Below are 14703 nucleotides of genomic sequence, written 5' to 3'. Positions count from 1 at the left end.
ACCATGGGCGGCACCGGCGGCGGCGTGGCCTATAACCGCGACGATTACGAATTCTATTGCCGCTCGGGGATGGACGCGTCGCCGATGGGGCAGATCCTGATTGATGAAAGTCTGCTTGGCTGGAAAGAATACGAGATGGAAGTGGTGCGCGACACCGCTGACAACGCGATCATCGTCTGTTCGATCGAGAACGTCGACCCGATGGGCGTGCACACAGGCGATTCGATCACCGTCGCCCCTGCCCTGACGCTGACCGACAAAGAATACCAGATCATGCGTAACCATTCGATCGCCGTGCTGCGCGAAATCGGCGTGGAAACAGGCGGATCGAACGTGCAGTGGGCCGTGAACCCCGAAGACGGCCGCATGGTCGTGATCGAGATGAACCCGCGTGTATCGCGCTCCTCTGCGCTGGCGTCCAAGGCGACGGGTTTCCCCATCGCCAAGATCGCGGCCAAGCTGGCGGTGGGCTTTACCCTGGACGAGCTGGACAACGACATCACCGGCGTGACGCCTGCCTCCTTCGAGCCGACAATCGATTATGTCGTCACCAAGATCCCGAAATTCGCGTTCGAGAAATTTCCCGGCTCCGAACCCTACCTGACGACCGCGATGAAGTCTGTCGGCGAAGCGATGGCGATTGGCCGCACGATCCACGAGTCGCTGCAAAAAGCGCTGGCGTCGATGGAATCCGGGCTGACCGGCTTTGACGAAATCGACATCCCCGGTCTGGACAGTGACCTGCCGGCCGACGCACCACAGAACGAAGCCGCGCTGATTGCCGCGATCAGCAAGCAGACCCCCGACCGGATGCGCACCATTGCTCAGGCGATGCGTCACGGTATGTCCGACGTGGATATCCACGGTGTGACCATGTTCGACCCGTGGTTCCTTGCCCGCATCCGCGAGATCATCGACGCCGAGGCGCAGGTCCGCAAAGACGGGCTGCCGCTGACCGAGGACGGGATGCGCAAGCTCAAGATGATGGGCTTTACCGATGCGCGCCTTGGCACGCTGACCGGTCGCGACGAAGACAATGTGCGCCGCGCGCGTCTGAACCTAGGCGTCAAGGCCGTGTTCAAGCGGATCGACACCTGCGCCGCCGAATTCGAAGCGCAAACGCCCTACATGTATTCTACCTACGAGGCCCCCGCCTTTGACGAGGTTGAATGCGAAGCCCGCCCCAGCGACCGTCAGAAAGTCGTCATTCTGGGCGGCGGACCGAACCGGATCGGCCAAGGGATCGAGTTCGACTATTGCTGCTGTCACGCCTGCTATGCGCTGACCGACGCGGGCTACGAGACGATCATGGTCAACTGTAACCCCGAAACCGTCTCGACCGACTATGACACTTCGGACCGGCTGTATTTCGAACCCGTCACCTTTGAACACGTGATGGAAATCCTGCGGGTCGAACAGGAAAACGGCACGCTGCACGGCGTCATCGTGCAGTTCGGCGGCCAGACACCGCTGAAGATCGCGCAGGCCCTGCAAGAGGCGGGCATCCCGATCCTTGGCACCACGCCCGACATGATCGACCTTGCCGAAGACCGCGAACGGTTCCAGCAGCTGGTGCAATCGCTGGGCCTGAAGCAGCCGCATAACGGTATCGCCCACTCCGACGCCGAAGCGCTTGAGATCGCAGCAGACATCGGCTTTCCGCTGGTGATCCGCCCGTCTTACGTTCTGGGCGGCCGCGCGATGGAGATCGTGCGCGATCAGGCCAGCCTTGAACGCTATATCCGCGACGCGGTGGTCGTATCAGGCAAAAGCCCCGTGCTGCTGGATCACTATCTCTCGGGCGCGGTAGAGCTGGACGTCGACGCGCTGTCAGACGGCACGGATGTCCACGTTGCGGGCATCATGCAGCACATCGAAGAGGCCGGCGTTCATTCGGGCGACAGCGCCTGTTCGTTGCCCCCCTATTCGCTGAGCCGCGACATCATTGCCGAGGTCGAAAAACAAACCAAGGCGCTGGCGCTGGCATTGAATGTAGTGGGCCTGATGAACATCCAGTTCGCGGTCAAGGACGGCGAGATCTACCTGATCGAAGTCAACCCCCGCGCCTCGCGCACCGTGCCCTTTGTCGCCAAAGCGACGGACAGCGCGATTGCGTCAATCGCTGCGCGGATCATGGCGGGCGAAAAGCTGTCGGCCTTCCCGCAACGCGCGCCCTACCGTGACGATGCCGCCTATGACGACGTGCTGCCTTTGGGTGATCCAATGACACTGGCGGACCCGAACATGCCTTGGTTCTCGGTCAAGGAAGCCGTGCTTCCCTTCGCCCGCTTCCCCGGTGTCGACACGCTGCTTGGCCCTGAAATGCGGTCAACGGGCGAGGTTATGGGCTGGGACCGCGATTTCCCGCGTGCCTTCCTCAAGGCGCAGATGGGCGCGGGCAACCCGCTGCCGCGTAACGGCTGTGTGTTCTTCTCGATCAAGGATATGGACAAGTCGGATGACATGCTGACTGCCGCGCGTATCCTGCTTGAGCAAGGGTTCACCCTGCGCGCCACCCGTGGCACCGCCGCCTGGCTGACAGAGCATGACATCGCCTGCGAGATCGTGAACAAGGTCTACGAGGGTCGCCCGAACATCACCGACATGATGAAGGACGAAGCGATCCAACTGGTGATGAACACCACCGAAGGCGCGCAGGCGGTCGAGGACAGCAAATCCATCCGCTCTATCGCGCTTTATGACAAGATCCCGTATTTCACCACGGCCGCCGGTGCCTATGCCGCAGCGCTGGCCATCAAGGCACAAGCCGAAGACGAGATCGGCGTTAAATCGCTTCAGGGCTAACCTGCCCTTTCTGACCTGCGCCGCGTCTTTGATGCGTGGCGCAGGTCTTTCCCCTTTCCTCCCCTCTCTCATTGTCCGTCGCCCTTGCATGCCAGCCCCCGCTGGACTTGACCCCGCAGCCGTTTCTTGGCCTACTCGGACAACGCTGAAAAAGGTTTACCCATGTACACACCCGCCATTACTGGTAGCGGCATCTTTACGCCGGAACAGGTCATCACCAACGCCGAGCTGGTCAAGGCGTTCAACGCCTATGCCGATCTGTACAATGCCGAACACGCCGCCGAGATCGACGCCGGAAAACTGCCCGCCAAGGAGCACTCGTCAGAGGAGTTCATCGTCAAGGCGTCGGGGATCGAACAGCGCTATGTCATGGATAAGACGGGTATTCTGGACCCCAAAGTGATGCACCCCCTGCTGCGCCAACGGTCCGACGACGAACCCGGCCTGATGGCCGAGATGGCGCTGGATGCGGCACAAAAGGCGCTGCAGGCGGCGGGTAAAACCACGGCTGATGTGGATGCCGTCATCTGCGCGGCGTCGAACCTTGAACGCGCCTATCCGGCGGTGGCGATCGAAATCCAGCAGTTGCTGGATATCAACGGCTTTGCCTTCGATATGAACGTCGCCTGTTCGTCCGCGACCTTCGGCATTCAAGCGGCGGCGGATATGATCCGCTCCGGCTCGATCCGCTCTGCGCTGGTGGTCTGCCCCGAGATATGCTCGGCCCATCTGGAATGGCGCGACCGTGACTGCCACTTTATCTTTGGGGACGTGGCCACCGCCGTGCTGATCGAACGCGCCGAAGACGCAGCCGGTGCTTATTTCGAGATCAAATCGACCCGTTGCGCGACCGAGTTCTCGAACAACATCCGCAACAACAATGGCTTTTTACGCCGGTCCCGCCCCGATGGCGTCGCGGACCGCCGTGACATGCAGTTCATGCAGAATGGGCGCAAGGTGTTCAAGGAAGTGCTGCCGATGGTTACCGAACACATCGCGGGCCACATGGCTGACGAAGGCGTTGAGGCCGCTGATCTGAAGCGTCTGTGGCTGCATCAGGCGAATAAATCGATGAATGACTTCATCGGTCGCAAAGTGCTGGGTCGCGCGCCCGAAGCGGGCGAGCAGCCCAACATCCTGCAAGACTACGCCAACACCTCCTCTGCCGGGTCGATCATCGCGTTTTCGAAATACTCCGACGATCTGACCGATGGGGACACCGGGCTGATCTGTTCCTTCGGGGCCGGATATTCCGTGGGATCTGTGCTGGTGCAGCGCCACGGCTAAGCCCACCGGCACAGAACCACTTCAACACCTGTGACATGTGGGGCGCGGTCTGCGACAGACGCGTCCCCGCTGCCCTCCCCCCACCTTGAACGCCAAGGTCGCCTGACGCTAAAGAGGGCCATGGCAAAGCTTTACTTTCATTATTCGACCATGAACGCGGGCAAATCGACCGTGCTTCTGCAGGCGGCTCATAACTATGTCGAACGCGGCATGGTCCCCTATCTGATGACCGCGAAATTCGACAACCGCGCCGGACACGGGCGGATCGCATCGCGTATCGGGATCGGGCACGAGGCCGACACTTTCGAGACAGACGAAGACCTTCTGGCGAAGATCGAAAAGCGTTTGGCTGAAGGCCCTTGCGCCTGCATCTTCATCGACGAGGCGCAGTTCCTCAGCCCTGATCAGGTCTGGCAATTGGCCCGTGCGGTGGATGACCTGCGGGTGCCTATCATGTGCTATGGGCTGCGCGTGGACTTCCGTGGCCTGCTCTTCCCCGGGTCGGCCACGCTGCTCGCACTGGCGGATGAAATGCGCGAGGTGCGCACGATCTGCCACTGCGGCAAGAAAGCGACGATGGTGGTGCGGCAGGATGCCCAAGGCAAAGCGATCCGCGAAGGGGCGCAGGTGCAGATCGGCGGCAACGAGACCTATATCTCGTTATGCCGCCGACATTGGCGCGAGGCCGTGGGCCGTTAAACGAGGTTCGGGGGCGTTTCGCCCGCGACGCCCGCTTTCAAATTCTCAACCGCCATCATCCACATATCCACACGCACCTCCCGGGAGGACGTGCCTAGATGCGGTAATAGCACCACGTTATCCAGATCCCGCAGGGTTTGCGGCACCTCTGGCTCGAACTCATACACATCCAGCCCTGCGCCGCCGATGGTGCCCGCTTGCAGCGCCTCGATCAAAGCGGTTTCCTCGACGATATTGCCGCGCGCGATGTTGATCAGGAAGGCATGGGGCTGCATCGCCGCCAGCACATCCGCATTGATCAGATGCTGCGTGTCATCCCCGCCCGGCACGGCGATAACAACCACATCAACAGCGGCGACCAACTGTTTGAGATCGCTGATATGTTCCGCCGGATAGGCGACGCTTTTCGCGCTGCGGCTAAAGTATTTCACATCCATCGAAAAGCCGTAGTGACAGCGCCGCGCGACGGCTTGGCCGATCCGACCCATCCCGACGATCCCGACAGTCTTGCCCGTCAGATGCATGCCCAAAAGCTGCGAAGGCTCCCATCCGGACCATTGCCCTGACCGCACCAGCCGCTCGCCTTCTCCCGCACGCCGTGCGGCCATCAGCATCAGCGTCATGGCGATATCGGCGGTGGCATCGGTCACGGCACCGGGCGTGTTAGAGACCTGAAGCCCCGCCGCCTTTGCCGCGTCGACATCAATGTGGTTATAGCCGACCCCGAAATTGGCGAGCATCTTGCACCGTGGCATGCCGACCTTGCCAAAGACATCCGCGGTAAAGCGGTCGCCCAAAGTGGCCAGCACCCCGTCATAGTCGCGCAGGGCGTCCTGCATCTCGTCCTCGGACAAGGGCGCGCTGTCCTCGCGATAGGTCACGTCAAAGCCTTCCAAGGCCTCGTGCACTTCGGGGGGCGCAGGGCGGGCGATCAGTAGTTTCGTCAATGCAGACGTCCTCCGTTCGGGGTGGGTTGCGTGGGGCGCATCAGCACAATCGCCCCGTCCTCGTCCGGCACCCCAAGCACCAAAACTTCGGACATGAACGGCCCGATCTGACGCGGCGGGAAGTTGACCACCCCCATCACCTGCGTGCCGATCAGCGTCTCGGGCGTGTAATGCACCGTCACCTGGGCCGAGGTTTTACGCTCACCGATCTCGGGACCAAAGTCGATCCACATCTTGATCGCGGGCTTGCGCGCCTCGGGGAAGGGTTCGGCACGGGTGACCGTCCCGACCCTGATGTCTACTTTCATGAAGTCGTCAAAGCTGATTTCAGCCATTCGAAAGCTCGCGCGATCGATCGGCGGCCGCCGCCACAGCGCGTTTGAGCAGGACCGGAAAGCCGTCCTGCTCGTTCATCAACACGTCCAGCGCGGCCTGTGTGGTGCCGTTGGGGCTGGTCACGTTGATGCGCAGCTGGTCCGGACCTTCGTCCGCGGATTTGGCCAGCGCCCCGGCCCCTGCCACCGTCGCCGTGGCGAGCTTTAGCGCGAGCTCGGGGCTGAGCCCTTGTGCAACGCCACCTGCGGCCATGGTTTCGATCATGTGGAAAACATAGGCCGGACCCGACCCGCTGACCCCTGTGACTGCGTCGATCTGGGATTCCTCCTCCAGCCGGACAACGTCGCCCACGGCTGACAGCAGCTCTTCAGCTTCATCCATACCCTTGGCGTCCACGTGGGCGTTGCCGACGATGGCGGTGATACCTTGGCTGATGGCGGCGGGTGTGTTGGGCATGGCGCGCACGATCGGCGTCTGTTCCCCCAGCGTTTTCTCAAACGTCGCGATGGTGGTGCCGGCGGCGACGCTGACAAAAACCGTCTTGCCGTTGCCCATGGCCTGCAACGTGGGCAGCGCGTCACCCATCATCTGCGGCTTCACCGCCACAAGAACCACAGCGGGCTCCTTGGGCAGATCGACGTTCAACTGCACGCCCTGCTCTTTCAACCAGTCAGAGGGTTTCGGATCGATGACATATACCGAAGATGTCGGAAGCCCGCGTGCCAGCCAGCCCGCCAGCATCGCGGATCCCATCTTGCCACAGCCCAGTAGAACCAAACCGTCTTTGGCGATGCGCGTATCTTTCATATCTGTACCCCTAAATTAACATTCGGGGATACACCTATGCGTGGCCGTACGCCTCTGCAATGGCAACCTGAAGGGCTTGTCGGGGCGTCTGGTCGCCCCAAACCGCCAGTTGCACCGCGGGATAATACCGCTCTGCGTTGCTCACGGCGGCGTTAATCATGGTATCAATCTGCTGCGCAGAGGCATCCTGCCCCCCGGCAAGAACCAGCCCATAGCGATAAACCATCAGCTTTTGTTCCGGCCAATAGGTGAAGGCACCGGTCCAGCATTGATCGTTCACATCGTTGAGCAAGTGATAGAGCACCGGCAGTTTTTCCGCGGGCGGATCCATTTCGAAGGTGCAGACAAGGCGCAGGGTTTCGTCAAAGGGCGACCACGCGAGGGTGATGGAATAGGTCCGCCACTGCCCTTCGACGGCCATCGCGATCTGTTCGTCCGAGATACGGTCGAAGTCCCAGTCGTGATACGCCGCGAGATTTTCTACGATGTCGATGGGGTGAATGTCTTCTTCAAGATACTGCTCTGTCAGGGCCATGTGGTCACCTCTTTGGATCCGGGTATTCATATGCGCAGGCACATCAATACATGGGTGCATCTACCATAAATCGCCGAAGCTCTTAGCGACCTATACCAAATATGGTGCGCGCAACGCGGCCCTGAGGCAAGTCTTTTTCTGGGGGTAACCACGAAAGATAGGGGATAACCTCAGTATCTTGTGGATAAAAGCAGCATAACCCCCAATCTATAGAGCGCTAACCCCGACAGACAGCATTAGAGGCGAAGGCGCCACCCCAAAAACGAACACACCCGCCAAAAGGCGGGTGCGGATCACATCGTTCAAAGTAGGCCGAAGGTAAGCGCGGCGATCAGCCCTTGCTGTCCATCGCATCAAGCCGCGCCTTCAGCGCTTCATTCTCTTCGCGGGCTTTTTGCGCCATGGCGCGCACCGCGTCGAATTCTTCGCGTGTCACAAAATCACGGTCTGCCAGCCAACGGTCCAGCATGCCCTTCATCGCGGTCTCTGCTTCGGTCTTGGCCCCTTGGGCCACGCCCATGGCATTGGTCATCATCTGCGAGATGTCGTCGAAAATCTTGTTGCGCGTTTGCATGGTCATTCTCTCCTGATCGGCTGTTGCTCACTATATGGTGTGCAAAGCGGGTTCTCGCAAGGTTGACTTCCGTTTACGGTCAGGCTCAATCAGCGCATGAATGCAATGCTCCCCTTCCCCGACCTGTCGCCCGAGATTTTCTCGTTCACATTGTTTGGCATGACCGTCGCCCTGCGCTGGTATGCGCTGGCCTATATCGTCGGCATCCTCGTTGGCTGGCGCATCGTTGTGCGCGCGGTTGAGCGGCCCAAGCTTTGGGCGGGCAATACCCCCGTCATGACCAAACAGCAGGTCGAGGATCTGCTTTTCTGGGTCATTCTCGGCGTCATTCTGGGCGGGCGTCTGGGATATGTACTATTCTATCAACCGGGCTACTACCTCAGCAATCCCACGCAGATCCTGCGGATCTGGGAGGGGGGCATGTCGTTCCACGGCGGCGCGCTTGGGGTGATCTTTGCGGGCATCGCCTATACCAAACGTCACGGCATCAGCACGATCTCTACCGGTGATGTCGTCTGTCTGGGGCTGGCACCCGGCCTGTTTCTGGGGCGTCTGGCGAATTTCATCAATGCAGAGCTTTGGGGCCGCCCCACTGATCTGCCCTGGGGCGTGGCCTTTCCCACGGTGGCCGCACAGGACTGCCCAGACATTGCAACGATCTGTGCACGGCATCCCTCGCAGCTATATGAGGCGCTGCTTGAGGGGCTGATCCTTGGGGCCCTGCTGATCTACCTGGCATGGCGGCGCGGCGGGCTGAAATCAGAGGGGCTGATTGGCGGCGTCTTTCTGGCCGGCTACGGGGCGGCGCGTTTCATCGTCGAATTCGTACGCCAACCTGATGCGCAATTTGTCAGCGCCAACAACCCGCTGGGGCTGGCGTGGCATGTGAACGGCTGGGGGCTGACCATGGGCCAACTGCTGAGCCTGCCGATGATTGCCATCGGGGTGTTCCTGATCTTGCGGGCGACCCGCAAGGCATGACCACACTACGCGACATTCTACACAGCCGCATCGCGTCCAACGGGCCGATGCGGATAGACGAATATATGGCCACCTGCCTGCTGCACCCGACGCAGGGCTATTATACCACCCGTGACCCCTTTGGCACCCAAGGCGATTTCACCACTGCCCCCGAGATCAGCCAGATGTTCGGAGAGTTGTTGGGCCTGTGTCTCGCGCAGAGCTGGATCGCCCAAGACGCGCCCTCGGCCTTCACCTTGGCCGAGCTTGGCCCCGGACGCGGCACGCTGATGGCCGATATCCTGCGCGCGACCCGTAACGTGCCCGGCTTTATCGAGGCGGCGCAAATTACGCTGGTAGAGGCGTCCCCGACGCTGCGCGATGTGCAGGCCAAGACCCTTGCGGGGCATCAGGTGATCTGGGCCGACAGGACCGACGCGCTGCCCGATCAGCCGCTTTTTCTGGTGGCGAATGAATTTTTCGACGCGCTGCCGATCCGCCAGTTCGTCCGTGGCGAAACATCGTGGCACGAACGGCAGGTTGGGCTGGCGGACGGCGCGTTGAGCTTTGGGCTGGGGCCCGAAGTGCCGCAACCCGCGCTGGCCGACCGGCTGGCCGATACCACGCCTGGCGATCTGGTCGAGGATTGCACGCAGCTTGCGCCGATCCTCCACCCCGTGTCGGAACGGATCGCCACCCACGGCGGCGCCGCGCTGATCGTGGATTACGGCGACTGGCACAGTCTGGGCGATACCTTGCAAGCGCTGCAGGGGCATGAAAAAGCCGATCCGCTGGCCGCTCCCGGCCAAGCCGATTTGACAGCACACGTCGATTTTGAAAAGCTTGCCCTCGCAGCCGCACCGGCCAGCCACACCCGCATCACCCCGCAGGGCGTCTTTCTTGAACGCCTCGGGATCACTCAACGCGCACAGACCCTTGCCAAGGGCATGACCGAGGACGCGCTGAACGCCCATGTCGCCGCACATAGACGCTTGACGCATCCGTCAGAAATGGGAAATTTGTTTAAAGTGATGGGAATTTATCCTCCGCACCATAGCCCGCCCCCAGGATTGGAACCATGACGCTGGAAATACTCACCTCCGATAGTCTTGGCGACGTGCGCCACGGTTTCTTTACGCGCCGCGGCGGTGCCTCCTCTGGCGTGTTTGCCGGGCTGAATTGCGGGGTTGGCAGTTCCGACCAGCGCGAGGTCGTAGAGATCAATCGTGCCCGTGTCGCCGATGCAATGGACGTGGCACCGGACCATCTGGTTGGCGTGCATCAGATCCATTCCGCCACCGTCATTAGCGTCGATGGCCCCCTGCACGAGAAACCCCGCGCCGATGCGCTGGTCACCGCGACACCGGGGCTGGCATTGTCGATCCTGACTGCCGATTGCCAGCCTGTGCTGTTCCACGACGCAGAGGCCGGCGTGATCGGGGCGGCGCATGCCGGTTGGCGCGGCGCGCTTGACGGGGTGCTGACCGCCACGGTCGAGGCGATGGAAGACCTTGGCGCCACGCGCGACAATATCACAGCGGTGATCGGCCCCTGCATCAGCCAGCGCGCCTATGAGGTCGGGCCAGAGTTCATCGACGCCTTCCTAGCAGAAGATCCGACATTCGCCCGCTATTTCGCAAACGGTACCGATGACCGGATGCAGTTCGACCTTGCGGGCTTTGGCCTGAACCGCCTGCGCGCGGCGGGTGTGGGCCATGCGGAATGGACGCGCCACTGCACCTATAGCGATGCGGATCGTTTCTATAGCTACCGTCGCAGCACCCACGCGAAAGAGGCTGACTATGGCCGGCTGATCGCTGCGATTGTGCTATAGAAGCGTGAATTTAGGCAGCAATGCGACAGGCACCTGCCCAAATTTCGCCCCATAGCCGGCCAGCAGCCTGTTTGAATGGCGGCGCATTTTCTACCACAGGTCATAAATTCAAGGGTGTTCCGCGCTTTTGAGTGCGTGCCACAAACCGCGCCCAGGTCTGCTCAAATTATCTGTATTTTTTCGTGAAATGCCCAATCGGTGCCCGAAAGCATTTGCATAGTGATCCTCGACGAAAGGGCATTGCCCATAGACAATAGGATACAGAGCATGAAAACCAACGCACGCTTCATCAAATCGGTTATCGACGCTTCCAACAAGGAAGGCGTGAACCTGCCTTGGTCCCGTGGCACTCGCCGCGCCGCATTTATCGCGAAACGCGCTGCCCTGACGTCCCAGCAAAAAGCCGCCTGAACAGGGTCGGCTTAACGGCCCCGGGGTTCTCGGGCCAGCCGGTGGCCCTGCGCGCGACGGGCGGGTGCCTGTCCGCACAGATGGTTTGAGACCGATCACAAACATTCTCTGCGCGCGGGCCTCTCTCGCGCGGATTAATCCGGATCGCAGGTGTTTCAGCGGGGGCTAGGCACGTGGGATCGACCATATAAAGGTCACATTATGACATTGCATACTGCCCCTGATTTTGCCCCCTCCCCTACACATACGGCGCAATCCGCAGCCTCCCGTTCGGTTCTGCGGGAAGCGCGTGCCAGATCTACCGGACGCACCCGCGCGTATGAGATTGCGGTGCTGCGTCAGGACGGCTCCGTCTTTGTGACCGAAGGCTACGCCCCTGCCACACCGTTGTTCGAAGAACCGTTTTCCGCTTTCGCCCATGGCACGTTGATCCGCACGACCCAGGGGGAAATCCCGGTCGAAGACCTTTGCCCCGGTGACCGGATCGTACAGGCCGACGGGCTGCACACTCCGCTTCTCTGGGTTGGATCAAGCAAGTTCGTCCCTGCGGATATCGGCCATCGCACGCCGCTTGTACGGGTCATGGCGGACAGTCTGGGGCTGGCGCGCCCCTCTGGTTTCCTGACCTTCGGCCCCGCTGCGCGCATCCTGCATACGCCACAAAATCTTCGCGGCGCAGAGCAGACGCGCAAGGTCTTTACCCTGATGCGAGATCTGGTGGACGGGGTGAATATAATCGAAATTCAGCCTCCGACGCCGGTGCGGCTGTATCACTTGGGTCTTGCCCGTCATGCCGCGATCAGCGTCAGCGGTCTGGAGATGGAGACATTTCACCCCGGCCCGTCGACAATCGCAGCCCTGCCGCTGCATCAACGTGACGCGTTTTTATCAATGTTTCCGCATATCAGTGGCGCCAAAGATTTTGGCCCGCTGTGTCACCCCCGCGCGTCAGAACGGTCAGACCCGATCTACGCTGCGTAATAGCCCTTAGGGGTCGCTTTTCAGACGGCTTTCCAGCACATCAAAAGGCACGCCCGGTTCATCTTTGGCCGGGCGGATCACAAGGCTGGTTTTGACGCTTTCCACATTGGGCGTCGTCAGCAATTGTCCGGTCAGAAAGCTCTGGAAGCTCGACAGATCGGGGGCGACGCATTTCAGCAGGAAATCCACCTCGCCGTTGAGCATGTGACATTCGCGGACCAGCGGCCAATTGCGGCACTTCTCTTCAAAGGCGGTGAGGTCGGATTCAGCCTGGCTGGCCAGACCGACCATCGCGAAGACCTGTACCTCGAACCCCAGCTCGCGCGCGTTAACATTCGCGTGGTAGCCGCGGATATATCCGCTTTCCTCAAGGGTCCGGACCCGGCGCAGGCACGGCGGTGCAGAGATGCCTACCCGTTTGGCCAACTCAACGTTGGTCATGCGCCCGTCCGCCTGCAATTCGGCTAAAATTTTCCGATCAATCGGATCAAGCCGCGTCCCTGCCATAATACCCCCATAGGATTTTCAATTGTTATAGCACCAACATCGTTGGACGCAATAATCTTTCGCCGGTGCGCAATGTTCTGAATTCAAGCAAAAATCAACCGCATTTTCGATGACGGCGATCTTTGCAGGGCGGATATGCAAACTTGGGGTTTAAGGCAACCCGAGGGGCGTCTATATCGGTTGGAACGCAACAAATGATACATTCTGGGGTTCTTTATCATGGCCGAAACTCGCGAAACCAAGCTTTTGATCATCGGCTCCGGCCCTGCTGGATATACTGCCGGTGTCTATGCCAGCCGCGCGATGCTGAACCCGATCCTTGTACAAGGCATCGAACCTGGCGGGCAGTTGACCACCACAACCGAGGTTGAAAACTGGCCCGGCGACAGCGAGGTCCAGGGCCCCGATCTGATGATCCGCATGCAGGACCACGCCAAGGCGATGGGGACCGAGATCATCGGCGACATCATCACCGATCTGGACCTGTCCAGCCGCCCCTTCCACGCCAAGGGTGACAGCGGCACGACCTATGTGGCCGACGCCGTGATCCTTGCAACAGGCGCACGGGCAAAATGGCTGGGGCTTGAGACCGAAGAGAAGTTCAAAGGCTTCGGCGTTTCGGCCTGTGCCACCTGCGACGGCTTCTTCTATCGCAATCAGGAAATCGTGGTCATCGGGGGTGGCAACACCGCCGTGGAAGAAGCGCTGTTCCTGACCAACTTCGCCTCCAAGGTCACCTTGATCCACCGCCGGGACGAGCTGCGCGCCGAGAAGATCCTGATCGACCGGCTGATGAAAAATCCAAAGATCGAACCGCTGTGGTTCCACCAACTGGATGAAGTCTATGGTACCGATGCGCCGCTGGGTGTCGAAGGGGTCAAGGTCAAGCACGTCGAAACCGGCGAGATCACCGATATCCCGTGCAAAGGTGTTTTCGTCGCCATCGGCCACGCGCCCGCGAATGAACTGGTCAAGGATACGCTGGAAACGCATATGGGCGGCTATGTCGTCACCAAGCCGGACAGCACCGAAACCTTTGTCCCCGGTGTATTCGCGGCGGGCGACCTGACCGACCACAAATACCGTCAGGCCGTGACCAGCGCCGGCATGGGCTGTATGGCCGCGCTAGAGGCTGAACGATTCCTTGCGGAAGTTGGCGATGATGAAGGCAAAGACACATCACTGCCACTTGGCTATGGAGCCGAGGTAAAAGACGACGCATAACGTTCGCCTAGGATGGCGTTTGCTGGGATAAGATTGCCTTTTCCCAGCAAAAAACACGTCGCTGTCCGTAATTCGCCGCAAAGCGGCTACAAAGGTTGCCTAGCCCAATCGGTGCGGTCTATCAGCCCGAATATCCGAATTTGAACCTAAAGTATTGCGAGACGCCCATGCAAACGCCCAACCTTGCTCCGATCCCTGAACTCTATGTCTCTTACGACTCGGCGCAGAAGCTGAAGGTGGAAGCTGGCGATCTGGTCAGCCATGACCTGACGCCGCGCCAGATCTGCGATCTAGAGCTGCTGATGAACGGTGGCTTCAACCCTCTTAAGGGTTTCTTGACCGAAGAAGACTATGACGGTGTTGTCGAAAACATGCGTCTGGCAGATGGGTCGCTGTGGCCGATGCCGATCAACCTTGATGTGTCCGAGAAGTTTGCCGAAGGGCTCGAGATCGGGCAGGACATCGCCTTGCGCGATCAGGAAGGCGTGATTTTGGCGGTCATGACCGTCACCGACCGCTGGGTTCCAAACAAGGCCCGCGAGGCAGAGAAAGTCTTTGGCGCGGACGACAGCGCGCATCCGGCGGTGAACTATCTGCACAACACCGCGGGCAACGTCTATCTGGGCGGCCCTGTGACTGGCATCCAGCAGCCCGTCCACTATGATTTCAAGGCGCGTCGCGACACGCCGAACGAGCTGCGGGCCTATTTCCGCAAGATGGGCTGGCGCAAGGTTGTGGCCTTCCAGACCCGCAACCCCCTACACCGCGCACACCAGGAACTGACCTTCCGCGCCGC

General features: G+C 60.5%; 15 protein-coding genes and 1 pseudogene. 10 read left to right on the top strand and 6 right to left on the bottom strand.

All coding sequences use genetic code 11. The annotated features are described in order from the left end of the window. From carB to B3849_RS15140, 3 genes are all read left to right on the top strand, one after another. Positions 1-2805, top strand: a 2805-nt coding sequence (carB, locus tag B3849_RS15150; protein ID WP_286780405.1) for a carbamoyl-phosphate synthase large subunit, incomplete at its 5' end; no start/stop codon positions are given. A 162-nt stretch (positions 2806-2967) separates the two neighbouring features. Further along, positions 2968-4092, top strand: a complete 1125-nt coding sequence (locus tag B3849_RS15145) for a beta-ketoacyl-ACP synthase III (protein ID WP_278425539.1) — start codon at positions 2968-2970, stop codon at positions 4090-4092. Between the two features lie 120 nt (positions 4093-4212). Then, positions 4213-4791: a thymidine kinase gene (locus B3849_RS15140; protein WP_278425538.1), complete on the top strand. Its 579-nt coding sequence runs from the start codon at positions 4213-4215 to the stop codon at positions 4789-4791. On the opposite strand, the gene B3849_RS15135 is transcribed toward B3849_RS15140, so the two are convergent. The 5 genes from B3849_RS15135 to B3849_RS15115 form a co-directional block, all read right to left on the bottom strand. Next, positions 4788-5738: a 2-hydroxyacid dehydrogenase gene (locus B3849_RS15135; protein WP_278425537.1), complete on the bottom strand. Its 951-nt coding sequence runs from the start codon at positions 5736-5738 to the stop codon at positions 4788-4790. The genes B3849_RS15140 and B3849_RS15135 overlap by 4 nt on opposite strands. Continuing rightward, positions 5735-6073 (bottom strand): tRNA-binding protein, encoded by a 339-nt coding sequence (locus tag B3849_RS15130; RefSeq protein WP_037944743.1) that lies wholly within the window; start codon positions 6071-6073, stop codon positions 5735-5737. Before B3849_RS15130 ends, B3849_RS15135 begins: the two co-directional genes overlap by 4 nt. Next, on the bottom strand, positions 6066-6881 hold the full coding sequence (gene proC / locus B3849_RS15125) for a pyrroline-5-carboxylate reductase (RefSeq protein WP_037966139.1): 816 nt from the start codon (positions 6879-6881) through the stop codon (positions 6066-6068). The genes B3849_RS15130 and proC overlap by 8 nt, the downstream gene beginning before the upstream one ends. A gap of 34 nt (positions 6882-6915) precedes the next feature. Continuing rightward, on the bottom strand, positions 6916-7416 hold the full coding sequence (locus tag B3849_RS15120; RefSeq protein ID WP_005849506.1) for a YbjN domain-containing protein: 501 nt from the start codon (positions 7414-7416) through the stop codon (positions 6916-6918). Positions 7417-7747: 331 nt separating this feature from the next. After that, a complete protein-coding gene (locus B3849_RS15115) occupies positions 7748-7990 on the bottom strand; it encodes an accessory factor UbiK family protein (protein ID WP_005849508.1) in 243 nt (80 codons plus the stop codon). A gap of 96 nt (positions 7991-8086) precedes the next feature. On the opposite strand from B3849_RS15115, the gene lgt reads away from it, so the two are divergent. The 5 genes from lgt (at position 8087) to B3849_RS15090 (ending at position 12176) form a co-directional block, all read left to right on the top strand. Continuing rightward, positions 8087-8971 carry a prolipoprotein diacylglyceryl transferase gene (lgt, locus tag B3849_RS15110; RefSeq protein WP_286780404.1) on the top strand — a complete coding sequence of 295 codons (885 nt, stop codon included), beginning with the start codon at positions 8087-8089 and terminating at the stop codon, positions 8969-8971. Further along, complete coding sequence (locus B3849_RS15105; protein WP_286780403.1) at positions 8968-10032, top strand: class I SAM-dependent methyltransferase; 1065 nt, start codon at positions 8968-8970, stop codon at positions 10030-10032. The genes lgt and B3849_RS15105 overlap by 4 nt, the downstream gene beginning before the upstream one ends. Continuing rightward, a complete protein-coding gene (gene pgeF, locus B3849_RS15100; protein WP_132997749.1) occupies positions 10029-10784 on the top strand; it encodes a peptidoglycan editing factor PgeF in 756 nt (251 codons plus the stop codon). The genes B3849_RS15105 and pgeF overlap by 4 nt, the downstream gene beginning before the upstream one ends. Before the next feature lie 219 nt (positions 10785-11003). After that, positions 11004-11195 carry a hypothetical protein gene (locus B3849_RS15095; protein WP_278425534.1) on the top strand — a complete coding sequence of 64 codons (192 nt, stop codon included), beginning with the start codon at positions 11004-11006 and terminating at the stop codon, positions 11193-11195. Between the two features lie 201 nt (positions 11196-11396). Continuing rightward, positions 11397-12176 carry a Hint domain-containing protein gene (locus tag B3849_RS15090; protein WP_278425533.1) on the top strand — a complete coding sequence of 260 codons (780 nt, stop codon included), beginning with the start codon at positions 11397-11399 and terminating at the stop codon, positions 12174-12176. Positions 12177-12182: 6 nt separating this feature from the next. On the opposite strand, the gene B3849_RS15085 is transcribed toward B3849_RS15090, so the two are convergent. Further along, positions 12183-12683, bottom strand: coding sequence for an Lrp/AsnC family transcriptional regulator (locus B3849_RS15085; protein WP_009825183.1), 501 nt, complete (start codon positions 12681-12683; stop codon positions 12183-12185). 219 nt (positions 12684-12902) lie between these two features. On the opposite strand from B3849_RS15085, the gene trxB reads away from it, so the two are divergent. Both trxB and B3849_RS15075 read left to right on the top strand, forming a co-directional pair. Beyond that, a complete protein-coding gene (gene trxB / locus B3849_RS15080; RefSeq protein WP_278425532.1) occupies positions 12903-13907 on the top strand; it encodes a thioredoxin-disulfide reductase in 1005 nt (334 codons plus the stop codon). A 167-nt stretch (positions 13908-14074) separates the two neighbouring features. Beyond that, positions 14075-14703, top strand: a pseudogene (locus tag B3849_RS15075) (adenylyltransferase); the annotation flags it as partial.

Source organism: Sulfitobacter sp. UBA4523 (assembly GCF_002388305.1).
Taxonomy (GTDB): Bacteria; Pseudomonadota; Alphaproteobacteria; order Rhodobacterales; family Rhodobacteraceae; genus Sulfitobacter; species Sulfitobacter pontiacus.
The sequence above is the reverse complement of the archived record's forward strand: the minus strand, read 5'-3'. Positions and strand labels throughout refer to the sequence as shown.

Bases quoted from the DNA above. Each gene is read 5' to 3' on its own strand.
- B3849_RS15145 (WP_278425539.1), top strand. From the start codon at position 2,968: ATGTACACACCCGCCATTACTGGTAGCGGCATCTTTACGCCGGAACAG.
- B3849_RS15140 (WP_278425538.1), top strand. From the start codon at position 4,213: ATGGCAAAGCTTTACTTTCATTATTCGACCATGAACGCGGGCAAATCG.
- B3849_RS15130 (WP_037944743.1), bottom strand. From the start codon at position 6,073: ATGGCTGAAATCAGCTTTGACGACTTCATGAAAGTAGACATCAGGGTC.
- proC (WP_037966139.1), bottom strand. From the start codon at position 6,881: ATGAAAGATACGCGCATCGCCAAAGACGGTTTGGTTCTACTGGGCTGT.
- B3849_RS15120 (WP_005849506.1), bottom strand. From the start codon at position 7,416: ATGGCCCTGACAGAGCAGTATCTTGAAGAAGACATTCACCCCATCGAC.
- B3849_RS15115 (WP_005849508.1), bottom strand. From the start codon at position 7,990: ATGCAAACGCGCAACAAGATTTTCGACGACATCTCGCAGATGATGACC.
- lgt (WP_286780404.1), top strand. From the start codon at position 8,087: ATGAATGCAATGCTCCCCTTCCCCGACCTGTCGCCCGAGATTTTCTCG.
- B3849_RS15105 (WP_286780403.1), top strand. From the start codon at position 8,968: ATGACCACACTACGCGACATTCTACACAGCCGCATCGCGTCCAACGGG.
- pgeF (WP_132997749.1), top strand. From the start codon at position 10,029: ATGACGCTGGAAATACTCACCTCCGATAGTCTTGGCGACGTGCGCCAC.
- B3849_RS15090 (WP_278425533.1), top strand. From the start codon at position 11,397: ATGACATTGCATACTGCCCCTGATTTTGCCCCCTCCCCTACACATACG.
- B3849_RS15085 (WP_009825183.1), bottom strand. From the start codon at position 12,683: ATGGCAGGGACGCGGCTTGATCCGATTGATCGGAAAATTTTAGCCGAA.
- trxB (WP_278425532.1), top strand. From the start codon at position 12,903: ATGGCCGAAACTCGCGAAACCAAGCTTTTGATCATCGGCTCCGGCCCT.